Genomic DNA, 25,115 nt, shown 5'->3' with positions numbered 1-25,115 from the left:
AAAAATCTGACCTTTTTTATCAATTATTGAACCTATAATTTGTTATGCTCCGGTAGCTTTGAATATTGCTGGCGACAGGCCTGACAATTAATGTTACTCGAACCAATTATAGACTTCAAATGATTAGACAAACTCTTGTATCTATTTTATTGACGTATGTGCAATTCTTCTCTCCTTTTTTAACTTATGCAGACATATTTAAGGCGAAAAGAACCGATAGCCTATATCATGCGGTGGTAGCTGCAGATCAGACCGGCGACTATACGTCCATCCAGGAGGCGATTGACAATGCACCTCAATACTGCCGTGCCCCTTATCGCGTCCTTGTGAAAAATGGCGACTACAACGAAGTCGTCTTGATACCAAGGGAAAAAAGTTTTATCCATTTAATTGGACAGGATAAGGAGAAAACACGTATTCATTTTAAATTAAACGTACAGTCTGCTCCCAAACTCGATTCGAAATCGTATAAAACGGACACCGCGGCGTGGAGATTTTCTGTCCACAATCCACAGGCAGCAGTATATCGCTTTCCGGGAGCAGTGGTATCGGTAAACAGCGATGATTTTTATGCTGAAAACATCAGTTTTATAAACGATTGGGGCTTCGAGCAGCGAAGTGGTCCACAGGCCTTGGCACTGCGTATCCAGGCTGACAGAGCTGCATTTAATAATTGCATTTTCCGCTCTTTTCAAGATACCTGGATGACCAGCACGCGTAAGCCCAATGATCGGGTCTATGTGTACAATTGTTGGGTAGAAGGAGCTGTGGATTATTTTTATGGGGGAGGAAATGCGTATGTTGAGCAAAGCACATTGTATAATCTACGTAGCGGATCGGTCATTGTAGCACCAAGCCATACGGAGGAAACTAGATGGGGGTACGTATTTAAGCATTGTACGATCGACGGAAATAGTGCGGCTGCAGATGGAAAACTAAAGTTGGGTCGCCCATGGCACGATCGGCCCAAGGCCGTATTTCTTTACACCCGAATGAATATCCAAGTGTCCTCAGAAGGCTGGGCAGATATGGGCGGAATCCCTGAGATATTTGCTGAGTACAAGAGTATAGATTCAACAGGGAAGGCGATTGGTCCCGAAAATCGTAAGACACATTTTACAAACAGAAATAATGAGACGGGAATCTCAAAAGCAGTATTGACCGATTCGGAAGCCGCAAGCTACACATATGAGAAGGTGATTATGGGTAATGACCGGTGGGACCCCCGTAAATTTATCTCTTCTAACGCTAAAATATGGAAGTGACCTCGCAGAAGTTAAAATAGCCAAGAAATTATAAATCAAATCTTATGAGAAATAATCAATTAACGCCATTTGATGGAATGAAGTTTCCTTTGTTTCATGCAATGCAGCGGCGGAAAAATTTGTTGCATTCTGATGGAATCAGGAATGTGCCTTATTACCACAGGCCGAGCCGGGCGAATATTGGCTTCCTACTGGTCTTTCTCTCGACTACCATTCAGATCAAGGACGTTTATGCGGCGACGATGGTGCTAAAGGATAATCCGGATAGGCATACGCAATGGATAGCTCAGCGGTCTATCGCTGTTACAGGTAAGGTATTGGACGAGCAAGGAGCACCGATAACAGGGGTGACTGTACGTTTAAAATCTAGTGGTCAGGTGACGTCCACTGATCAATCTGGAAACTATACTATTAAAGAGATTCCCGAGAATGCTATTCTGGTATTTGCTTATGTTGGAAAAAAGAGTCAGGAAATTCAGGTAAGTGGGCGAACTAAAATAGATGTCGTTCTGGTGGATAATACACTGATGATGGATGAAGTCGTCGCCATCGGATACGGGACCACAAAACGGAAAGACCTGACAGGCTCGGTGGCTTCAATCAATGCGGAGCAATTGAAAGACCTGCCTACAGTATCTGTACTTCAGGCTATATCCGGTCGTTTGCCCGGCGTGAACGTTACTATAACAGAAGGTTCACCTGATGCTGAGATAAAAGTACGTGTGCGCGGGGGAAGTTCCATTACACAGGATAATTCACCCCTGTATATTGTTGACGGGTTTAGGGTGGCAAATATCAACGATATCCCGATGGCAGACATTGAGAATATTGATGTTCTTAAAGATGCCGCCTCTACAGCGATCTATGGCTCGGAAGGAGCCAATGGAGTAATCTTAATTACGACCAAGTCTGGGAAAGGAGGGAGCCCAAAGATTACGTTCAACTCTTATCTGGCCGCAAGTAAAGTGTACAACCTCACCGAGGTACTGTCGCCCTATGAATATGTATACTGGCAGCGTGAGCTTGATCCTTCCATGGCAGCGAATAACAGTTTTAATTCGATGTACGGATTATGGGAGGATGTGGATATTTACAAGTCCAAGGCTGGTCTCAATTGGCAGGATAAATTATATGGAAATACCGGGCTGCAGCAAAATTATAGCTTAGGGATGACAGGCGGTGATAAGGATGGAAGCCTGACCTATAATCTGAACTATACACGCGATGACGAGGATTATATCATGTTAAACTCAGCCTATCAGCGTGATTATGTAAGCGCGAAGCTCAATAAGAAAATCAGTCCCAAGCTTTCATTTGAGTTTAACTCACGGATGTCCAATACTAAGATCACGGGTCCGAGTATATCTGATGGACGCAAGCTGCGGGAAGCTGTTAAATATGCTCCTGTTCGCAGTCTGGCGTCCCTGACCGAAGGTGCTCTTGGTGGAGCAGAAGACATCACGTCAGCTGAAGCGCTGAGCTCACTCAACGACCCCGTCGTAAATGTCGTGAATGAGTATAAAGATCAGCATCGCTTTAATTTAATCTTCAACGCGGGGCTGAACTGGAAGATTGCCAGAGGATTGAGCTTTAACGCCAAAGGTTCTTATGGTTTCAATAAAAATTTTACGGATAATATCTGGATAAAGGGCACTGGACAGTCCAGTGCCAACGGTGGTCAGCCCGTCGCACGGCGTGAAGATCAAAAAGGAGCATTGTGGTCTTTCCAAAATGTGCTGACTTACGATTTCAAATTGCAGGAAAATAAGCATCGTTTTACGATCGTCGGAGGACAGGAGATGACAAACAACGAACAAAATGATATGTTGCTGGAATCTAAGTTTTATCCGAAGGACTTTTCGGCAGACGATGTGCTTGCGATGTGGAATTATGGCACTCCTTCGCCCACCTATACGACCATCCGTGAACCATCACGGACCACCTCCTTCTTTTCACGGATTAACTATACGTTCAATGACCGTTACATCCTGACATTGACAGGTAGGGCGGACGGTAAAAATGTATTTGCTCCGGGCAACCGATGGGGATTTTTTCCGGGTGCTGCTTTTGCATGGCGATTTTCGGATGAGTCGTTCATGGCAGGGACCAAAGCATGGCTTGCTGACGCAAAATTGCGTGTAAGCCATGGCTCTGTCGGTAATGCGCGTGTAGGGTCTTACTGGCGACAGGATTATGATTTTATTAATGCCGCCAATCAATTGTATTATATTGGGGAAACTCCACAGAGTGCATTGCGGACGAAGACTACATTGAAGAATGAAAATTTAACTTGGGAAAGCACGGTGTCCAGTAATATAGGTTTGGATCTTTCCTTGTTTAAAAATCGATTGAATCTAACTGTCGATGCCTATAATAATATTACAAATGATCTAATCCTGCAGGTGCCCTTGCCTTCGAGCTCAGGTTATGCCAATCAATATCAAAACGTGGGAAGTACAGCCAACCGTGGGATTGAATTTTCGGCCTCTGCAGTACTGGTAGAAAAAAAAGATTTTCGCCTAACAGCAGATTTTAACATAGCCTTTAACCGTAACAAGATTCGTAAGCTGATCGATGGTTTGAATGAAATGACAACGCCAGCCTCAGCCTGGTTGGATTTTGGACGCGACGATTACCGGGCTATTGTTGGGCAACCACTGGGATTGATGTATGGTTTCAAACAAGACGGATTCTATTCCTTCAATGATTTTACATTTGACGAAACGCAAAATAGATGGCTATTGAATGAAGGGGTAGCGGATGTGTCGAAGGTGATGTCAAGGAGCGGTAATTATTTTGGACCTGGCCATATCAAGCTTAAAAAGTTGGATGGAGAAGGTCAGACGATCACCTTGGAGGATGACAGGATGGTCATTGGGCATGCACAGCCCAAGCATACAGGCGGATTGATGCTGAACATGCAATACAAAAGTTTTGACCTGGCCGCGATGTTTAACTGGTCTTACGGCAATGATATATATAACGCGGATAAGATCGATTTTATGGCTTATGAAGGGTCTAAGCGGTATCAAAATATCAGTGACGAAATGCGTCTTTCCCAGCGTTTTACGACAATTGACCCGGCGACAGGTGCGAATATTATGTTTGGGAATGATGCTAACCCCGAACTCTTTCGGTCACTCAATGAAGGGAAGACAATGTGGAACCCTATGGCGGCAAATGGTCGTATCCTGACCGATTGGGCTATCGAAGACGGTTCGTTCCTTAGACTGAGTAATCTTACACTTGGTTATACATTACCTACCCATATCGCTAAACGCTTGTTGATGCAGAATTTACGTATTTATATCGCAGGCTATAACCTTCATGTCTGGACAAAATATAGCGGACAGGATCCCGAGGTCGATACCCAACGTAATCCCTTGACGCCCGGGGTAGGGTATTCTGCCTATCCGAAAGCGCGAAAGGTGTTATTTGGATTAAATGTTACATTTTAAATAAAAGAAAATGAAAAAGATAATCTTTATTGCTGTCGTCGTACTGGCGTGTATGAGTTCTTGCAAAAAATATCTCGACACTAGTTCTCCTTCTTCATTGAGCGGAGAAACTGTATTTAAGACGAGTTCGATGACCAAGGCAGCAGTCATGGGGTTGTATGGGAAAATGACCGATACTTATATCTATGGCCAAAAGCTTTCGGTTAACTGGCAGGGAGTTTCAGATACGGAATCTAATGGCCAATTCAGTGAGACCGGCTATATTTCTCAGACAGATGATTTTGGTGCCGGCAATTATTTTGGACACGCCAATAATTCTACAACAAGATGGCAACGTTTGTTTGAGTTTGCCGAAATGGCGACAGCTGTAGTCGATGGCATACGCAAATCACCAATTTTAATCAGTGAAGCCAATACCATGAATCCCCTGTTGGGAGAAGCATTGACATTAAAATCCCTGGCTTTTTTTGAGTTAGCCCGTTATTGGGGAGATGTTCCTTACAAAAAAGAAGCATCTAAGTCTGATCTGTCGAATGTGTATTTACCAAAATCGGATAAGGATACAATATACCATTATTTGGTGAAGGATCTAGAAGAAGCGCAGTCATACCTCCCCTATAAAGGTGGAAATAGCGAATATGGTACCGTAGAACGTGTGACAAAAGGTTTTGCAAAAGGTTTGTTGGCACGCGTAGCATTATTCGCCGGCGGCTGGTCGCTCCGGGATAGCAAAACTTTTCCCAACTCCACTGCTGAAAAGCACCCTACTATACCTGAGATCAATGGCTACTATGTAGGACGTCCGCAGAACTGGAAGGCGTATTATCGTATTGCAGCCCAACAGACTGCTGAATTGATTGGATCTGCGGATAATCCGCATCGTTTGGATCCGGATTTTGAGAATATATGGTCCTCAGTATGTGGCAATCGTTCAAATGTGGCAAATGAGAACTTATTTGAAGTAGCCTTTGGTATGGGGAACAATGGTGATATAGGTTCGCTGATGGGCTACGGTGTAGACGGAAACTCAAAGTATGGTTCAAGGGGCTTCGGGGGGAGCTATGTGACCTCGACCGCTTATTATTTTTATTCCTTTGACAGGGAAGATAAACGGCGTGACGTGACGCTCACCTGGATCGGCTATGGCGCAGATAATAAAGAGAAAGTCAGCAGCAACCCGAATGATGTAAAATTTGGCAAATGGAGGATATACTGGATGTCTAACGCATACCTCGCCATGCATAAGACCGCTACAGGACGTATTGCTACTGGAGTAAATTGGATCTTGATGCGATATGCAGATGTCTATCTCATGTACGCTGAAGCACAAAGTCAGCTGGAAAATCCGAATGCTGTACATCAAGCCGCCGGGATATCACCAAGACAGGCCTTGGAAAAGGTAAGGGAAAGGGCATTTGGTACAGGATCATCAAAAATACAATCATATGATGCTAATTTTTTGGACGCAGTGATTAATGAGCGGGCCTGGGAGTTTGGTGGCGAGTCTGTCCGCAAACAAGATCTGATCCGTTGGGGATTGCTGTACAAAAAAATTGAAGATATGAAAATGGCGCTTTGCCTCATGTACGACCATAGTAAACCAGTGAAGATATTTGATAAAAGCTATCAGCCTGCTCAATTTCCGTCTACGGTATATTTCCGTTATAAAGACGGTGAATATATTGACAGGACTTCCTTGAATTATTATGGTGATTTACCCGCTGCTCCGGGAGGCGATTATCAATCAGTCCGATGGTTTCCACAGGATGCTGCCAAGCCAGAAAAAACAGAATCAGGCAAAGTATACAATTATACGATATGGCCGATTAGAGCCCTATTGGCAGGAACTGGATTGATGGCTACATACAACTATTCAGCATTTCTGTCCACATTGAAATATGGTGCCGAAATTCAAGCTCAGCTCAATCAGTATAAAATGGGCAATAGTGTCTGCAATTATCGATACGTTTATCCGATCTATATCGATGATATCCGGGAAGCAAGAGGCTATCTGAGTAATGCCTATGGGTACTAACATCAAACATATGGTTTTATGAAAAAGATAATTTTAAATATCATCATGCCGCTGGCATTGGTTTTCAACCTATTCAGCTGCAAGAAGGCCAACGATTGGGAAGTCGATGCCTCACATCAACGGCTCTTTAAGTCCTTAAAGTTTGCTACTAGTATCGTTGGCGCAACTTCGGTGGAGATTGCCTACACCCAGACAGTTGCCGCGCAAAAATATATTTTTGAATTCAGTAAAGACAGTCTGCAATTTTCTGAAATTGTTAAAACAGTGGAAATATTGGCCGATACATTAACTCCATTTGCGCCATCCACTATTCCGGCCCGGGTCGAATACCGTACCTTATTTGACGATCTGGAGGGACTGACGGGTTACTCGGTCAGAATGAAGGGACTAAATACTGAAACCGGTGATGAATCCAACTATTTGCAATTGTATTTTAAGACAGCTGCGGAACAGCTATTCAACAAATGGACCCTTGGAGTAACTGAAATTGAACTCTACTGGCCTGCGACAGATCGCGTCACCCATGTCAGTATTTTTGATGCGGAGAAAAATACTGAATTGCAGAAAATATCCTTATCCGCGGCCAATAAAGCAGAAGGTCACATCAAAATTGAAGGGTTACAAGCGGGTACAAACTATCGAGTGGCAATTTTTAATGAGCAAAATGAGCGAGGTGCAAAGCTATTAAAAACCTTGGGACTGGCTGGTGGTGAAATGATAACAGTAAATCCGGGAGATGATATTCCAACATTGGTCAGTTCAGCAATTGCCCGTGGAAAAACCAATATTGTGTTGGTATTTGCTGGGGGCAAAACGTATGATTTGGCTAATGTAGTGATTCCTGCGGGGATCAGTAACCTAAATTTAACGGGTATCTCAGATGCCAATGGCAATAAGCCCAAGTTAAATCTTATGGGACTACAGTTCACTGACTTGATCTTGGGCGAGGTGCTGTTTGAAAACCTCTCAATTCATGCCAACGGAAGCCCTTTTCTAATATCTCAGGATAAAAATGGCGCGAGCGTAATTGCTTACACTTTTAAAAATTGTTATATCGAAAGGTATGGTAGCGGAGTAGTTCGTCTTAATAACGCCGTTACTGTAGCAGGAATAAATTTTGACAATTGTGTGGTTGATAAAATTGGCGGATATGGTGTAGTCAATATCGGAGGCAGTACCGCAAGTGTCGATTCCATCTCCATAACCAACAGTACCTTTACCGATTTGACGACGCAGTTGATGGACGTCCGTGTTGCTGTTGGAAAAATTGTAGTTGGGAATTGCACCTTCTACAATCAAAATTCGGCCATGTCCCAATTGCTACGCTTTGATACAGCACGATTGCCTTTGGCCTTTGTCGGTAGCAACAACATTATTTCAGGGATGAACGGCGGCGGTCGTTTAAATGCAACCAGCTATGATCATGCTAGTTTTGGTCTCAAAATTTCATTTGCCGGAAGCTATCGGACAAATGAATTGCAGATAGAAAGAGCATCAAGAGATTTCTCGGAGATCACCGTCTTCAGCGGCAGCGCGGATGACCTGTTTGTGGATCCGACCAATAAAGACTTCCGCATTAAAGCGGGCAACGGGTTTGGTGGACGCGGTACCGCCGGAGATCCACGTTGGTTTGAATAGGTAAACAATAGTCCATGACATATATGTCATGGAATCCGAAACTGGATTCTATTGGATATATGTCATGGATAAATAGATGCAAAAAAAGAATATGAAGAAATTAATATGGAGTGGGATGTTGTGTCTAATGACTTGGCCAATACTCTATGCGCAGCATATTTCAGCTTTTCCTGGTGCTGAAGGTGGTGGTATGTATACAACGGGAGGTCGTGCCGGTGCGGTCTATTATGTTAACACTTTGGTTGACGAAGACCGTGGCGATGCCAAAACGAAAGAAGGTTCGTTACGCTGGTGTCTTCGGCAAGATGGAGCGAAAACGATTTTATTTAAGGTAGGTGGGACAATATGGCTTCAGCAGCGATTGTCAATAGACAAGGGGAATTTGACTATAGCAGGGCAATCAGCTCCCGGTGGCGGGATCACGTTGGCCGGTAATCCTGTATCCGTTGATGCTGATAATTTGATCATCCGTTTCATCCGCTTCCGAATGGGAGACCTGCAACTCGCTGGCCGGGAATCTGATGGTGCAGATGCCCTTGGAGGCCGTCAAAGGCAGCATATCATAGTCGACCATTGTTCGATCAGTTGGAGTACTGATGAATGTGCTTCCTTCTATGACAATAAAAATTTCACGATGCAATGGTGTATTGTTTCGGAAAGTCTCCGTCTCTCGGGGCATTCCAAGGGACCGCATGGCTATGGCGCGATATGGGGTGGGGTACAAGCTACCTTTCATCATAATCTCTTAGCGCATCATGATAGTAGGACCCCTCGATTGGGTCCCGGTGCACGCTATGCTGGACAGGATACGACCGATATACGTAATAATGTAATATACAATTGGAACGGGAACGGAGCGTATGGTGGCGAAGCCATGTGTGTTAACATTGTTAATAACTTTTATAAACCTGGACCTGCCACGGGCAAAAATATAAAGGATAGGATTATAGCTATTAATGCGAAAACAGAAGAACAACCCTTCCCGAGCATCAAAGATGTATGGGGGAAATACTTTGTGAATGGAAATCTACTGGCTCACAACCCCAGGATTTCTTCAGATAATTGGCAAGGGGTGCGTATCGTGGGCGAGCAAACACAAGCGGGAATCAGATTGGACAAGGAGATACCTGTGCAGGGAACTATTCGTACCCATGATGCACAGACCGCCTATGAGAAAGTATTGACCTACGGCGGAAACTGCTATGTACGTGATGCCGTAGATCAGCGGATCATCACCGAAACACGTAAAGGGACCGCTACTTTTCGGGGCAAGAGCATTCATAACGGCGAAGGAGGAAAATGGAAAAGTTTACAGTACCCGCGCAAAGGTTTGTTGGACTCACAGCAGGATACAAATCCAGATCCAGCTAATTCGTCTGGCGCATGGCCAATTTTGTCAGCCGGCGTTGCCGTTCAGGATAGTGACCGGGACGGTATACCAGATGGTTGGCTTGAGAAGCATTATCCCGGCAAAAAAGCCAAGGACCTGAATGTAGCAGGCTATACTTATTTGGAAGAATATCTCAATGGACTGGTGCTTCCCATTACGGAAGGGCAGATCTAAATGCTTTATGGGACAATCGTGTAATAGAATTAATAAAATAAAAATAGATGGTTAAGAAAATCGAAAAAAATGGCTTGGTGATAGTGAGTTTATGCATGATGCTCGGAATATGCAGTCAGATACAGGCTCAGTCAGTAGAAAGCCCATACCATTGGAATAACCTCCCCGAAGTGGAACTGCCTCAATTTCGAAAGGACACACTCAATATCGAGAAATTTGGCGCAAAAGGGGACGGTTATACTTTAAATACAAAGAGTATAAACGAAGCAATTTCTGCCAGTAGCAAAAGTGGTGGTGGTGTCGTTGTGGTGCCAGCAGGCTATTGGCTCTCGGGACCGATAACGCTAAAAAGCAATGTAAACTTGCATTTGGATGAAAATGCGTTTCTACAGTTTACAGCTGATTTTGACGAGTATAAAATCGTAGCCGGTAATTACGAAGGGAAAGCGTCGGCACGGAATCAATCTCCGATAAGTGGTACGGAGCTTGAGAATGTCGGCATAACAGGAAAGGGGATCATAGATGGCAATGGAGATGCCTGGCGAATGGTCGGTAAAGGTGCATTGACTGAAAGCGAATGGAAAGCCAAAGTTGCGTCTGGCGGATTGGTCAGTGCAGACGGTAAAACTTGGTACCCAAGTGCAAAGACTAGGCTTGCACATGAGGAAAAACGGTCCGTCCTGTTGGCAGATGGCAAAACATTGGCTGATTTTGAAGCGATCAAAGACTATTTAAGGCCTAATTTGCTTGTTTTGACTAAGTGTAAAAAAGTGCTGCTTGAGGGTGTTACCTTTCAAAATTCGCCAGCTTGGAATTTGCATCCGGTCATGACACAGCATCTCACCATACGGGGTGTGAAAATCAAAAATCCGGATTATGCCCAGAACGGTGATGGTATTGACGTTGAATCCTGTGCCAATGTGCTGATCGAACATTGTATTTTGGACGTAGGTGACGATGCGATCTGCATAAAATCAGGTAAAGATGAAGAAGGTCGCAAACGGGGAATAGCAACCGAGCGGGTAATTATACGACATAATAAAGTGTACAAGGGGCATGGCGGTTTTGTGGTAGGTAGTGAGATGTCTGGCGGTGCACGGGATATTTTTGTCGAGAACTGCACCTTTATGGGGACGGACAAAGGACTTCGTTTCAAGACCACACGGGGCCGTGGCGGGATTGTGGAGAATATCCATATCCGCAATATCAATATGAATAATATTGTACAGGAAGCTATATATTTTGATATGTACTATTGGACAAAACCGCCTCAGGCAAATGAAGTACAACAAGTTCCGCCGGTAACTGTCGAAACACCCCAATTTCGGAATATTGCTATAGATGGGATTACGTGCAGGGGAGCTCAAGTAGGAATCTTTGTTCGGGGTTTGCCGGAGATGCCGGTACGGCAGATAAGCATGGTGAATTTAAATATAACGGCCAACAAGGCAGTTGAGTTGAAAGACGCAGCAGATATTACGCTGAAAAATGCGTTTCTACATTCAAAAAATGATGAAAGTGCAATCATTTATATTGAAAACGCCGCTGACCTACGATTTGAGGATTTGCGTTTTGACGGAAACCAGTCTCCCCAAGTGGAGGTAAATGGGCCGCATGCTTCCAATATTATTTTTAATCAATCGAACATCGATAAAAGAAAGTTGAACTTTAACCACGGCGCAAAGACGAATGCTGTTAAAATCAATTGACGTATGAAAATGTTAAACAGTTGGCACAGTGAATGGGAGCACTTATCATTGGGCTGTAGACTTAAATCTGAATACATATGAAAAAGTTGCTGACGATTTTATTGTCTTTGGTATTTCTCCTGGCATCTGCTCAAGAGCCGATACCATTGTATGGGAAAGTAAAGCCCAATAGCAAGGGGCAAAAGCTGTCGGATAGTATAACGAACGAACGTGTTTATCAGGTCGGTGAACCACGAATTATTCCTTTTCTTGTTTCCAAGGAAGAAAATTCAGGAAGTTCCGTACTGATTATTCCCGGTGGTGGTTATGCCCGACTGGCTTATATCATCAGTGGAACACAATTGGCCAAATGGTTCAATACCATTGGTATTAATGCCTTTGTACTGATCCATCGCTTGCCACACTCACCTGATTTGATCAATAGGTCACTGGCACCCCTGCAGGATGCACAACGGGCCATCCGGTTAATCCGCGCTAAAGCCGCTGACTGGCATTTGGATCCCGATCGTGTTGGGGTAATGGGTAGTTCGGCGGGCGGGCATCTGGCAGCATCCTTAGCAAGCATCGAACAGCCTGTCCAGACTTTGGGCGATAGTATAGATCAGTTAAGCAGTAAACCCAATTTCAGTATATTGGTGTCGCCGGTCATTACGATGGAGGGCGATTTTGCACATCGCGGGAGTGTGGAAAATCTCTTGGGAACAGTTGACGATCCATCTAAAAAAGAACTGTTCAGCATACAGAAGCAAGTGACCGGCACAACACCGCCTACATTTTTGGTTCACGCCCAAAATGATAAGACCGTTTCGGTGCAAAATAGCTTACTCTATTATCAAGCTTTACAAGCTCATCATATACCAGCCACACTACACATCTTTCCACAGGGAGGGCATGCCATCGCACTCGTCAACAATCCGGGATCTACCGCTATTTGGCCCGAGATATGTGTGGCTTGGCTACAAGAAATTCAAATGATCAAACCATAATCTAGCGATATGAAGATAAAACACCCTATTTTTTCTATTGTCCTATTCTTGTCCTGGCAGTTCGGGGCATCCCAAGAATTGAAATTGACTTACGATAAAGCAGCTGCAAACTGGAATGAAGCATTACCTTTGGGAAATGGCCGCATCGGCGCCATGGTATATGGTGGAGTTGACAAAGAGGAGATCCAGCTGAATGAGGAGACGATCTGGGCCGGGCGACCTGGAAATAATGTACCTAAAGGCAAATACAATGATATTGTGAAGATCCGGCAGCTCCTCACAGAAGGTAAGAACAAAGAGGCACAAGCACTGTCAAATCAAGCATTTCCCCGGGCAGCACCCGAAGGACTTGATTATGGGATGCCCTATCAGACTTTCGGGAGCCTGCATTTGGGATTTCCGGCACATCATAGCCCGGTCCATTATCAACGGGAGCTGAATTTGAATAAAGCAATAGCGACTGTTTCTTATAATGTCGATGGTGTCAACTACCGTAGAGAAATGTTTACCTCGCTAGTTGATAGTGTGCTATTAATCCGTATCACTGCCGATAAGGAGAAAAGTATTTCGATGGATCTAAACTGGAAGAGTCCCCATCAGGATGCCCGCATTGGTCAAAAGAATGGAGCACTTTTTCTCCGTGGAAAAGGAGGGCAAGTTGATGCCAAAGAAGGGCAGGTGGCTTTCTATGGATTTGTTTATCCGCAGGTTAAAGGTGGCCAAATTAACCATCTTGACCGACAAATTATCATTAAAGATGCAGACGAAGTAATACTTTACGTATCTATTGGGACAAATTTTAAAAATTACCATGATCTCTCCATCAACCCTGAACAAAAAGCGACCCGGGTTTTTGAACAAGCCAAGAGAATCAGTTATGCAAAAGCAGTAGAAAATCATGTGAGGAAATACCAAAAGTACTTTAATCGGGTTAAATTGGATCTCGGAAACAATGCGCAGGCCAAAAAAACAACAGATGTACGTATCCGCGAGTTTGCGACAAACTTTGATCCGCAGCTGGTTGCTCTTTATTTTCAGTTTGGCCGTTATTTGCTTATTTCATCTTCACAACCCGGAGGGCAACCCGCCAACTTACAGGGAATTTGGAATGCTAAACTTTCTCCGCCCTGGGATAGTAAATATACTATAAATATCAATACTGAGATGAACTATTGGCCTGCGGAGGTTGGGAATCTGAGCGAAATGCATGAACCACTTTTTAGCATGTTAAAGGACCTGTCAATTACCGGACAGGAGAGCGCTCGGGAAATGTACCGGGCCCGAGGATGGAATGCCCATCATAACACCGATCTATGGCGTATCACAGGAGTCGTAGACGGCGGTTTCTACGGAATGTGGCCTATGGGGGGAGCTTGGCTGAGTCAACACATCTGGCAACACTACCTGTATCATGGTGATAAGCAGTTTTTGAGAGATTACTACGATGTGCTGAAGGGGGCAGCCTTATTTTACCTGGATGTTTTAACGAAGGATCCTTCTGGAAAATGGTTGGTTGTGAGCCCTTCGATCAGTCCGGAAAATAGTTATGAACCGGGGAGTGTAGGGGTCTCGGCAGGTACGACAATGGATAACCAGCTACAATTTGATGTCTTTAACAATTTTATTCATGCATCCACCTTTCTGGAGGACGATGCCGTTTTACGTGACTCGGTGAGACGGTGCCTGGAGCAGTTGCCGCCAATGCAAATAGGGCAGCATGGCCAGCTGCAGGAGTGGCTCAAAGATCTGGATAGAACAAATGATCATCACCGTCATATATCCCATTTGTATGGACTGTTTCCGTCAGGGCAAATATCACCTTTTCGTAATCCTGATCTCGCCCAGGCAGCCAAAAATTCATTGATCTATCGTGGCGACAAGTCAACAGGTTGGTCAATGGGCTGGAAAGTGAATTGGTGGGCTCGATTATTGGACGGTAATCAGTCATATAAATTGATCAAAGATCAATTAAGTCCAGCTCCTGAAGAACAGCAGGGACAAAACGGGGGAACATACCCCAATCTCTTGGATGCTCATCCTCCTTTTCAGATTGATGGCAATTTTGGCTGTACATCAGGCATTGCCGAAATGTTGTTGCAATCCTATGATGGAAGTATATTTTTGTTGCCCGCATGGCCTGATGAATTACCGAGTGGGGAGGTAAAAGGCTTGGCGGCCCGGGGTGGATTTATCATCGATATGAGTTGGAAAGAGGGAAAGTTGACCGTATTAAAGGTGCTCTCAACCCTAGGTGGGAATTGCCGGATCCGTGTTAGTCATAACACCCAACTTTCTTGGCAGGGAAAACCGCTGCAAAAAGCCAGTGGAGAAAATACAAATGCCTTTTTTGCAGTCGATGAAATCAAAAAGCCATTGATAAAAACAAAAAAAGGGATGTTAGAGATTCCTCGGACGGTGCTGTATGATATCTCGACTAGCAAAGGTGGGGCCTATGAATTTGCCGTGCAATAACGAGGTATGTTAACCGCGCGATGTTTCATGAAATTCACACAGAAAATCATTGATGGACAATGTGATGGGGAATCAACTTTGTAAGAATACACTTGCTAGAATTTTTGTGTCGGGAACGATTGCGTGAAAAATTGTTTACAATAGAAATAAAATATGCTAATTTCAGTGTTAATGCAAGCGGTTGCTTCACTTCCTTTTGCAATAGAATAACCAATTGAAGTAAACTCTATATATATAAAATTTATGTCAAATACATGGAGAAATGTCTGGAAATATTCCGCATTGGTGGTTTATCTCGCCTGCGGCGAATCATCATCGACATTTGGACAAAATTATCATTCTCAGGTGTGGAATCCTGACCTGGGAAATGGAAAATTCAAAAACCCGATCATCAATGCCGATTATTCTGACCCGGATGCGATCCGTGTTGGTGAAGATTATTATATGACCGCATCGAGCTTTAACCACAGTCCGGGATTACCGATTTTACATTCGAAAGATATGATCAACTGGACGATTATTGGGCATGCATTGCCGCGGCAGATCCCTGAATCCGTGTTTAGCAAAGTGCAGCACGGTGGTGGGGTATGGGCACCTTCGATACGGTATCACAACGATGAGTTCTACATTTATTATCCAGATCCGGATTATGGGATCTATCAGATCAGAACGAAGGATATCCGTGGACCATGGTCTGCACCTACGTTGGTATTCGAGGGAAAAGGCCTGATCGATCCCTGTCCTTTTTGGGATGAGGATGGGCGTGCATATCTGGCCTATGCCTATGCTGGCAGCCGCGCAGGGCTAAAGAGCGTGATTGGTATAGCCAGGATGAATGCCGAGGGCAACAGTGTATTGGACCGGGGAACCATTGTCTATGACGGGCATGAACTGGATCCTACGATTGAAGGGCCCAAGGTATATAAGCGAAATGGGTATTATTATTTGTTTGCTCCGGCAGGTGGTGTCGCAACAGGCTGGCAATTGATTCTACGCTCGAAAAATATCTATGGCCCATATGAACGCAAGGTCGCTATGGCCCAGAATAAGTCTACCGTCAATGGACCCCATCAGGGGGCCTGGGTGGATACACCTACTGGTGAGGATTGGTTCTTCCACTTTCAGGATAAGGAAGCCATGGGACGTGTCGTCCATTTACAACCTATGGTTTGGAACGCTGACTGGCCTGTCATCGGAGAGGACAAAGATGGAGATGGAATAGGGACACCCGTGATGAGTTATAAAAAACCAAATGTGGGAACCTCGGTACATCCCCCGACCAACCCGCAGGAGTCAGACGAGTTTGATACAGCACACCTGGGATTACAGTGGCAATGGCAGGCCAATCCGGACGGTACTTGGCTTATGCCCTCCCAAGACGGAAAGCTTCGGCTTTATAGCCAACAGCTCCCTGAAGGAAGTACGAATCTGATGGCAGCCCCCAATATACTCACGCAGAAATTTCCGGGCGATGATTTCACTGCGACAACAAAAATACGGCTACGCCCCAATGAAAAGGATCTAGGTGAAAAAGCCGGTCTTGTGGTGGTGGGAGAAGCTTATAGCCAATTGTTTATCCGCAAGGAAAAGGGCAGTTTCCAACTTTATTATGGCAGCTGTACAGGGGCCTATTCCGGGACCGAAGAGCAGGTCAGGCTCATAGGTACGCTGCCGGAAGACTTTGTCTACCTTCGTGTACAAGTCAAAAATGGAAAGACCTGCAGTTGGGCTTATAGCTTGGATGGTAAAAAATATACAGTCGTGGAAAATGGCTTCCAGGCAAAACCGGGCAAATGGATCGGCGCCACATTAGGACTTTATGCCAGCCGCGAGAAGCATATCAATGATAGTGGCTATGCAGAAGTGGACTGGTTTCGCATAGAGAAATAAAACAGTTTGGGCCATGCTGTTACGATTAAAAAGCCATGAAATTACTGCAATACGTTGATTTATGAACCACGTTTTTTATGTAACTAAACGAGTTAAATAATATAATTATTTACTGATTATGAAAAGAATAGATATGATAAAAGTCTTGGCAGCCTACCTACTTGTCAGCCTGCTGTTATTGGGTTCGGAATTACGGGCAGCCAGTCCGGAAGTGATTACTGTAGACCAACAAGGGAAAGGAGACTTTACAAGCATACAGGCTGCAGTTAATGCGGTGCGAGCTTTTCGGGGGCATTATGCTGTCCGGATTTGGATCCGTAAAGGGACCTACCATGAGAAAGTGGTCATTCCCGCTTACCTGGAAAATATTCAGCTGGTGGGTGAGGATGCTGTCAGTACGAAGATTGTCTTTGATGATTATGCTGGTAAGGTCGCCAGCTGTCCAGATGAGACAGGGCAGACGAAGCTTGGAACGTTCAGCAGTTATACCCTGCTGGTGCGTGCCAACAGGGTACTCATTAAGGATTTGACCATTGAAAATGCTGCCGGACCTGTAGGCCAGGCTGTGGCCCTGCACTTGGAAGGTGACCAGATCGCCTTAGTAAACTGTCATCTTATGGGCTTTCAGGACACTTTGTACCTTGGAAAAAGCAGTGGCAGGAGTTATTTTTCCAATTGTAATATCAGCGGGACAACAGATTTTATTTTTGGTCCCGGGACCGCTTTTTTTGCGGCATGTAAGCTGATCTCATTGCGAAATTCGTATGTCACCGCAGCTTCCACAGCGCAGGGACAACGTTATGGTTATGTATTTGATCGCTGTGATTTTGTGGCCGCTGACGAATCTGTCAATAAGGTGTTTTTGGGGCGGCCATGGCGACCTTATGCCAAGACGGTACTTGTCGATTGCCATTTGGGGAACCATATTGTGCCTGAGGGCTGGAATGAATGGAAGGGCGACAAGATGTTTCCTGATAAGGATAAGACCGTGTTCTATGCTGAACTGGGGTCAAAAGGAGCAGGTGCGGCGGATCTCGCCCGGCGGGTGACCTGGTCCCATCAGCTGTCTGCTAATAAACGCAGTATGTATAGTCTTGATAAAGTTATGGACGATTGGAACGTTAAATTGATGCTCAATGAAATGGAAAAATAATAGAGGTCATTACTGGCGGCTTAGTTCTATTTTTATACTTCTTTTTTACAGTGGTACGGTGTGGGCACAGCATAAGGCTATTCCACGGGATACGACGTATAATACCATGCGTGTATGGCGGCAGATTAAGAAAAACTACCCACAAGCGAGACCTGCGGTGGACAGCGCAGGAGCGGAGCTCAGGGTAATCCGCAACGTCGTATATGCGTATCTACCCCACACAGATTTTGGGCCACGTGATTTGCACCTCGATATTATTCGACCCGATGATAAATTAAAGCGTGCCGCAGTGCTGTGGATCCATGGTGGTGGCTGGCGTTCGGGCCACAAGGAAATGGATATGCCCATAGCTCAACTGTTGGCTAGAAAAGGCTATGTTTGTATTCCGGTGGAGCATCAATTGTCTTTGGAAGCGAAGTACCCTCAAGCGGTACTCAACATCAAATCGGCGATTATATGGGTCAAAGAACATGCTGAACGATATGGTATAGACAGCAGCAGAATCGTTGTCGCAGGGAGTTCAGCAGGAGGGCAATTGGCAAGTTTGGTCGGATTGACAGGAGGAGTGGACCGTTTTGAACCCCGGGTCGAATCTAAAGCGAGTACGCATGTACAGGCTATTGTGGATCTGGATGGTGTGGTAGACTTCTTGGCCCCCCTTTCGCTCAATCTGGAACGTAAGGCCGACTCCCCGGATGCCTTTTGGTTGGGTGGAACCTTCGCCGAAAAGCCGCTTGTCTGGAAGGAAGCATCACCCATATTCTGGGCCAGAGAGGACCGGCCGGTTCCCATGCTTTTTATCAATAGCGGATTTCCGAGGTTTCATGCAGGCCAGGATGAACTCGTCGGCATGCTGAAGCGCTGGGGAACGCCCCATGAAGTGCATTGCATTGATGTAAATGTACATCCCTTTTGGCTTTTTCACCCTTGGGTAGATCGCTGTGTCGACATGATCGACCAGTTTTTGAAGCACATACAGTTAAAAGAAAAAGTCCATTAAAAAAGTAAAGCTATTTTACTGGGATATAGTGAGTTAGCTGAGTTTCGCTTCACTTGTTAGGTTGCCTTTGTCCATGCCTAAGTCATTATTTATGCTTAGCATTCGTTCGAAAGGACTGGCCAATTTTTCAAAGGACAGTCCCTACGTTTTGTTATATATCTGAATAATCTGTTGGCCTACAAAGGATAGTTACGTTTTTAGAAACATTATTCTGGTATTGCGGCAGCTCAGCCATTGGTTTATACAAAGGTCCAAAAGCTTTCCAATGTGCTTCACGTTCTGTCATGTTTTCGAAAGTCGTCAAATAAATTAAATTAGGCATTGTACTCCCTGCAATAACTTGACCATAAAAAACGGCATTAAAATTTAGTTTTTTGAAGATATCGATCTCACCATTATTAAACATGGAAATTTTATTTGCAGCTAACTTTTCCGTTGGACCTTCATAGCTCCTCAATTCGTAAACACGTTCACTTTTATCGGTGCTTAATTTTGGAAGGGAAAGCAATGGCATCCCGTCAAAGGCTTTCATCAAAATCGTTTCAATCCTAGCATATGGCGGGTGGTTATGTGCGGCATCCAAGTACTCCTTTCCCGACTCTAAATACCGTTTATCTTTTAAAATATCTAGATCAAGACTTGCATATTTTTCAAGATTTGGCGATGAACTGAATACATAAACCAATTTATCTGCTTTATCCTTATTGTCAATAGGTTTGAAAACACCAATTTCTTTAAAGCCTAATTTGTGCATCGCCGGCAGGTAGGCTTTTTCAAGAAAACGATCGATGACCTCTTCTTGGTCTGTGGTCTGGAAGTGATAAACTTTCAATTGAAAATAAGTAGTTGCTGCGTGGGCAAAACAGCTGGATTGACTACTGATAAAAATAAATAGGATTAATATCCAATGTCCCGGATTCATAGATCTGACCATGTGTAATATTTAGTTTTATAGATTTAGATTATTATCGCCAAACGTCAATTTGCTTCAACAATATCCTGTAGTGCTCTGAATAAATTTAACGGATATTCGGCCAATCTGTTGCAGAGGTATAGGTACCATTCCTGACCATACACGAAATACAGTTTTGTGGGATAACCCTCATTTCTCAATTGGGCCAACTGTTCTGTTTGGATACCAAATAAACTTTCAAATTCATACGATTCCTTTTTAGGACCTAGTCGGTCTATAAGTTTTTTAACTTCCTGCTGAATTTCGTGATGATGCGTTGCGATGGAACATAGGTGACCTCTTGAAAACAACTGTTCGACATAATAGAGATACCGTTCATTGAGTTCCTGTCCTCTCGGCAGGGATAAACCTTTGGCTGTTTCAAAAGCCCCTTTAACGATCCGGATACGTCCCCTTTCCTTGCACATGGCCTCAAAATCATCTGCGGTACGATGGAGGTAAGCCTGCAACGTAATGGAAAGATTTGAGAATTCTTTAGAGCCCTTCTGATAGAGTTTTAATATCCGGTCAGTTCTTTCAGTCCCCTCAGCGCTGATGATCACTTCCTTGTCATTCGCTATTTCGCATATTTTGGAAAGGTTTTCATAACAGAGGTTTTCAGAGATTTCCAGTCCAATGTGCGAGAGGTCGAGTGAAATCGTTGAATTGAGTTTTTTTTGATTTATTGCGTTACAAATATTTAAAAACTCATCTGTCGCTTTAGTCGCTTCCTGAACGGATCGCGTGCTTTCCCCCATGTACTCGATCGAACATTTAAAGCCTTCATCATTTGAAGTCTGTACTTTTTTTAGCGTTTCCGTAAGGTTTTCTCCTCCGATATAGCGATCTGCGGCTTTCTTCATCAGCTTATAGAGTGCTTCGTTATTCAAAACATAAGCTTTGGCATCTTCATTTAATGCAGCCTTCCTTAGTGCTTCAGCACCGGCTGTTAATAACTGTTCCATTTGGCAATCTTAAAATTTACAATGCAAAATACATAAATTAAATTATGTTGTGTCAACATCTACTGCTTAATATTTATTCATATGTTCTCCAGCTATGGGGTAACCTGTTTTCAACCTTTTACGCTTAAAAACTCATATTTTCGAACATATTATTCTTATTGGAATGTTACTTTCCTCTTCTATTGTTTAACCCAATAAAAAGTTTTTGAAAAAATGCCTTTATGGGCTACAATTTTCAGCTTTTTTCCCATCAGGTACATTTCACAGTTGCCCTTTTGACCCGTATCGTGATTTTCCACTGTCCCTTTCCATTCATTTTTTTCAAAACGCACATTATAGAGTGTAGGACGACCTTTGGGATCGGTACCGACGAATTTTCCGTTTTTATTGGAGATGCTGATAATGAATCCTTCCTCAGTTTTCCATTTACCTACAAAATTATCGTTTGCGGACTGGGCAATGCTGATCATTGTCATGAACATGATGGCAAGGGATGACAGTATTTTCTTCATATTTTATTATTTAATGATGTGATACTGCAAAGCAAATTAAAATAATCAGTAGTATTTTTAATATATCTTAAAAAATGGAATCACTTATTTGCCTGCCCGTATCACGCTTAGTGTTTGCTGCGTAATGCCCAGATAGGATGCAATATGTCCCAGGGGAGCTCTTTGCAATATGCCGGGAAATTTGTCGAGTAGGTTTTTATAGCGTTGTTCGGCAGATTGAAATTGCAATGCAAGAATCTTATCTGATAACATACTGACTACTTGCAGCGATACCTGCAGCCGGTAGTCTCTAAAAGCAGGGATACAGTTACAGAGCTCATCGAGTTTGCTGTAAGGGATGATACGCAAATCGGTTTTTTCCAAAGCCTGTTTGCCATAGGGATGGGGGCGGTTAAAAAAAACACTTTCAAAAGATACCAAGAAATTACTCTCATTGAAAAAATAATGGGTGATATCTTTTCCATCTAAGTTATAAAAAGCACGTAATAGTCCTTTTTCAATGAAATAAACATTTTGGTGATGATTATCGGGCTGTGTCAATATGGTACCTTTCGCAAAAGTTTTCCTAGTAAAAGCGTTGTCGATGGCTTCACATTCAGCCCTATTTAATTTTGTTTGCGTAAGTAGATAAGGTATGAGTTCCATTTGGTTCAAATGTACATTAAATCAATGGTTCCGTGACCCGGGATAATTCGTCTCGTCATTAATTTGGAAAATGCTAAATTACTCGTTAAATAAATAGAATGCATTATTCGGATCTTTGGGTTTCCATCCATGTTTTGTATCGATTTTATCTTCGTAATAAAATTTCATGGTAATGCTTTCGGGGGTATAACTGTTGGGAACGGTAATTAAATTTAGGAGGCTATCTTTGCCATGCTCACCAAATACTTCGTAAGAAATATGTTCATTACTAAGGTATACGCGAAATTCTTCAAGAATCTTTAATTCCTTTTGATTAGATTGCGCAGTTGTCAGCTCCTCCCAGTATCTATTAATAGATTCGTTCTTATCACCAGTTGAGGTGCATCCAATTATCAGCGCTAAAATACAAGTCAAAATGATTATCCGTTTCATAGAACAATTTTAATTTTCCTAGCATTATTGGAATATACTTAAAATATTTCCAGACAACTAAATTGAAACAATCGCTTTTTGCATAAAAATGAAGATTGTTAATTATTTTGAGTTATCCCCTATAATTTCTACGTTGCGATTGGATTCCGATGTCGAGCAATCCTGTAATTAATTTCCTAAATTCAGGTTGAATATCTAAATTCCATTCATAACTAAATCCTTCTTCATTGTAATTCTCGTCCGCCCATACATCTCTTCCATCACATTCAATACGCAATTTGATATCATCAAGTGTTAGGTTATTAATACTTTCAAATCGCTTTTGAGGCTTATTGGGTTCTTTTATCTGTACATAATTACAAGACATGTTGAAGCTTATAATCAACCAGTTTTTACTATCGATAGTAGTGTCAACCTCCTTGATGTTTTCTATGCGAATGGTGAAGTATTTCTTGTCGATTTTTATCTGAACCGAATCAAAATGTTCTGTTGAAAGTTTTAATTGATCCTCATTGTATTTTTTTATAAACTTAGCAATAAGGGGTGCCGCGATATTTTTTGACAGATCTATCTCAAATAGCGTATCGGTCTTTTTAACTTTCGCTTCGAAGGTCATCCTTTTACTGTCTATATTTAAATTAGAAAAAGGCACCAAAGATGCGTCAGCCAACGGAGTTTCGTTAAGCATAAAGACTCCTCCCTTTAGCGTTCTGAAATTTTCCCCGATGATTGTGTCTATACGCGTCCACAGTTTATCGGGATCTAACAAAAAAGAAACTTCATTTGCAACCCGTTTTCTTATTTCCATATTTTTGTCTGTGTCAATTTAAGGAGGTTAGGATATTTAGAACATTTACGATCCGATTTTGACAAAGTTAAAAATCTGTATCGAAAAAACCGATTTATGTAAGACCGTTGTATTCCACTGCTCTCATGCTAAATCGCACTTTCCGTTCTTTAATTATCATACCAATATACAAAAAGATAATTGAGACATCAATGGTTTTTGCACGTTGACAATCTGTTTACAATATAAAGAAAAGCCCGGCTTGGATAAACCAGCCGGGCTTTGATTCCTAATGTTTTCAATAGGAAATTTCTAGTCAAATAGGGATTATATAATGACTACTTACGAAAATTTTTAAGCCTCTTATTTATCTTGGATACAACGTACCGGATAACCAGCATTTTTAAGATAATTCGATGTATCCCAAGAACTTTGGAATCCACGTCCCTGTAACGCATAATTATTGCCGCCGACTGCAGTGTTTAGCCAATAAATTGCGGAGCTTTGGCGGATAAGCTGGGCCCCTGTTGTCGGGTTTCTGTGACCATTTGCAGGAAAGCTTAATTTAATATCACTGCTTTTTTTACTGGTCATAATATGCGCGGCCGTAAAGTCAGATAATCCAACTGTAATGTTACCAGTAAAAGTAGTCCAGTTTCCAATCGAGGTATGGCGGGTATAAGTTCCTAGACGGGTATATTCAGCTTGACTAGGTACTCTATCTCCTGTACCACATGGATCCAATGTTGCTTTCACAGGAGCAGCTGCGGTACCATTATTCCATGAACCGTCCGGAGCAGGTGTTGTATTCCATCCCGCGATAGCGCCATCGCCACTGTAAGCATTTGCCACTGCAGCCTGACGGCCCCATTGGTAGTAATTACCATATAGTGCCTGTACGGAAGGAACGGCATCAGGATTATTTGTTGCAGGGTTTACATCGACCACACCAAGGTTATAGCGGTCCCAACGATAACCGGCGATGACAGCATAGCGTGCGTCAGCAGCAGTAGCGCTTCTGGTGACATTGGACGCATTGACAAAGCGGTCGCTGTTGAAACGTAATTTCATGGTGTAGGAAAAGCCCGGTTTTAAGCCTAGACCCGCATTTGAAAAATTAAAGTTTACCGCTTGCGCATTGACATCATGACCGATTTTGATCTGACCGCTTGGTATTGTTAATGCAATTGAAAAATTGGTCGACTGACTCTGGTTGACGATAAAAGTCCGTGCTGTTGCATTTAGATTTGAAACAGGGGGTACATTTATCGCATTGGTAGCGGATAGGGTTTCACCGGTACTCAGATCGACAGTTGGGTTAGCGAAAGGTGAAACCCATTCCGCTTGTACCGGAACCTCCGAAAGGTAACCTCCTTTTACATAGTTTGCGGTACCAAATGTACCTGTTGCATCGCTGTTGTCGACAAGCAGGGTCACACGGGTAAACATGTGCTGCAATGGTGTCGTCAACGGAGTCGGGGTATTGTTGCCGAGTATGGTGACATCTTTTTCGATGGCATACATGAAGTCCGCTCCATTTTCAGTATAGTTTGCAAAAGCGAAATTCACCTGACCTGCCGTATATAGGTTTGTTGTTGGAGCAGCAGGAGGGGCAGTAGTCGTAGACCCCAATGAATAGATCACAAAGGTAT

Annotated in this window: 18 protein-coding genes; 11 read left to right on the top strand and 7 right to left on the bottom strand. The window is 43.4% G+C overall.

All coding sequences use genetic code 11. The annotated features are described in order from the left end of the window. The first annotated feature begins 119 nt into the window (after positions 1-119). The 11 genes from B4G94_RS05945 to B4G94_RS05895 all read left to right on the top strand — a co-directional run bounded on the left by B4G94_RS05945 (position 120) and on the right by B4G94_RS05895 (position 19,170). The gene (locus tag B4G94_RS05945) at positions 120-1,265 is read left to right on the top strand and encodes a pectinesterase family protein (RefSeq protein ID WP_286857709.1); all 1,146 of its coding nucleotides are present in this window, start codon (positions 120-122) and stop codon (positions 1,263-1,265) included. 44 nt (positions 1,266-1,309) lie between these two features. Then, the gene (locus tag B4G94_RS05940) at positions 1,310-4,723 is read left to right on the top strand and encodes a SusC/RagA family TonB-linked outer membrane protein (protein WP_286857708.1); all 3,414 of its coding nucleotides are present in this window, start codon (positions 1,310-1,312) and stop codon (positions 4,721-4,723) included. Between the two features lie 10 nt (positions 4,724-4,733). Then, positions 4,734-6,758: a RagB/SusD family nutrient uptake outer membrane protein gene (locus B4G94_RS05935; RefSeq protein ID WP_108632740.1), complete on the top strand. Its 2,025-nt coding sequence runs from the start codon at positions 4,734-4,736 to the stop codon at positions 6,756-6,758. An 18-nt stretch (positions 6,759-6,776) separates the two neighbouring features. Further along, the gene (locus B4G94_RS05930) at positions 6,777-8,396 is read left to right on the top strand and encodes a DUF5123 domain-containing protein (RefSeq protein WP_286857707.1); all 1,620 of its coding nucleotides are present in this window, start codon (positions 6,777-6,779) and stop codon (positions 8,394-8,396) included. Between the two features lie 91 nt (positions 8,397-8,487). Then, complete coding sequence (locus B4G94_RS05925) at positions 8,488-9,960, top strand: pectate lyase family protein (RefSeq protein WP_286857705.1); 1,473 nt, start codon at positions 8,488-8,490, stop codon at positions 9,958-9,960. 47 nt (positions 9,961-10,007) lie between these two features. Next, positions 10,008-11,669 (top strand): glycoside hydrolase family 28 protein, encoded by a 1,662-nt coding sequence (locus B4G94_RS05920; RefSeq protein ID WP_286857704.1) that lies wholly within the window; start codon positions 10,008-10,010, stop codon positions 11,667-11,669. Between the two features lie 77 nt (positions 11,670-11,746). After that, positions 11,747-12,655, top strand: coding sequence for an alpha/beta hydrolase (locus tag B4G94_RS05915; protein WP_286857703.1), 909 nt, complete (start codon positions 11,747-11,749; stop codon positions 12,653-12,655). Positions 12,656-12,664: 9 nt separating this feature from the next. Continuing rightward, entirely contained in the window at positions 12,665-15,127 is a 2,463-nt protein-coding gene (locus B4G94_RS05910) for a glycoside hydrolase family 95 protein (RefSeq protein WP_286857702.1), read from the top strand. A 243-nt stretch (positions 15,128-15,370) separates the two neighbouring features. After that, positions 15,371-17,017, top strand: a complete 1,647-nt coding sequence (locus B4G94_RS05905) for a glycoside hydrolase 43 family protein (protein ID WP_286857701.1) — start codon at positions 15,371-15,373, stop codon at positions 17,015-17,017. Between the two features lie 118 nt (positions 17,018-17,135). Further along, entirely contained in the window at positions 17,136-18,170 is a 1,035-nt protein-coding gene (locus B4G94_RS05900) for a pectinesterase family protein (protein ID WP_286857699.1), read from the top strand. Next, positions 18,154-19,170, top strand: a complete 1,017-nt coding sequence (locus B4G94_RS05895; protein ID WP_286857697.1) for an alpha/beta hydrolase — start codon at positions 18,154-18,156, stop codon at positions 19,168-19,170. The genes B4G94_RS05900 and B4G94_RS05895 overlap by 17 nt, the downstream gene beginning before the upstream one ends. 151 nt (positions 19,171-19,321) lie before the next feature. Here B4G94_RS05895 and B4G94_RS05890 read toward each other — a convergent pair whose 3' ends face one another. The 7 genes from B4G94_RS05890 to B4G94_RS05860 form a co-directional block, all read right to left on the bottom strand. Next, positions 19,322-20,104, bottom strand: a complete 783-nt coding sequence (locus B4G94_RS05890) for an NIPSNAP family protein (RefSeq protein WP_286857696.1) — start codon at positions 20,102-20,104, stop codon at positions 19,322-19,324. A gap of 44 nt (positions 20,105-20,148) precedes the next feature. After that, entirely contained in the window at positions 20,149-21,087 is a 939-nt protein-coding gene (locus tag B4G94_RS05885; protein WP_286857694.1) for a proline dehydrogenase family protein, read from the bottom strand. A gap of 179 nt (positions 21,088-21,266) precedes the next feature. Continuing rightward, the gene (locus tag B4G94_RS05880; protein ID WP_108632731.1) at positions 21,267-21,599 is read right to left on the bottom strand and encodes a hypothetical protein; all 333 of its coding nucleotides are present in this window, start codon (positions 21,597-21,599) and stop codon (positions 21,267-21,269) included. Between the two features lie 84 nt (positions 21,600-21,683). Next, entirely contained in the window at positions 21,684-22,244 is a 561-nt protein-coding gene (locus B4G94_RS05875) for a Crp/Fnr family transcriptional regulator (RefSeq protein ID WP_165305969.1), read from the bottom strand. Positions 22,245-22,322: 78 nt separating this feature from the next. Then, positions 22,323-22,676 (bottom strand): hypothetical protein, encoded by a 354-nt coding sequence (locus B4G94_RS05870; RefSeq protein WP_286857690.1) that lies wholly within the window; start codon positions 22,674-22,676, stop codon positions 22,323-22,325. 112 nt (positions 22,677-22,788) lie between these two features. Next, the gene (locus B4G94_RS05865) at positions 22,789-23,484 is read right to left on the bottom strand and encodes a hypothetical protein (protein WP_286857688.1); all 696 of its coding nucleotides are present in this window, start codon (positions 23,482-23,484) and stop codon (positions 22,789-22,791) included. A gap of 342 nt (positions 23,485-23,826) precedes the next feature. After that, the coding region (locus B4G94_RS05860; protein ID WP_286857687.1) for a hypothetical protein at positions 23,827-25,115 on the bottom strand (1,289 nt) is incomplete at its 5' end.

The organism is Sphingobacterium sp. UBA7625 (assembly GCF_002484085.1).
GTDB classification, from domain to species: Bacteria; Bacteroidota; Bacteroidia; order Sphingobacteriales; family Sphingobacteriaceae; genus Sphingobacterium; species Sphingobacterium athyrii.
This window is presented reverse-complemented; position numbering and strand designations above follow the sequence as displayed.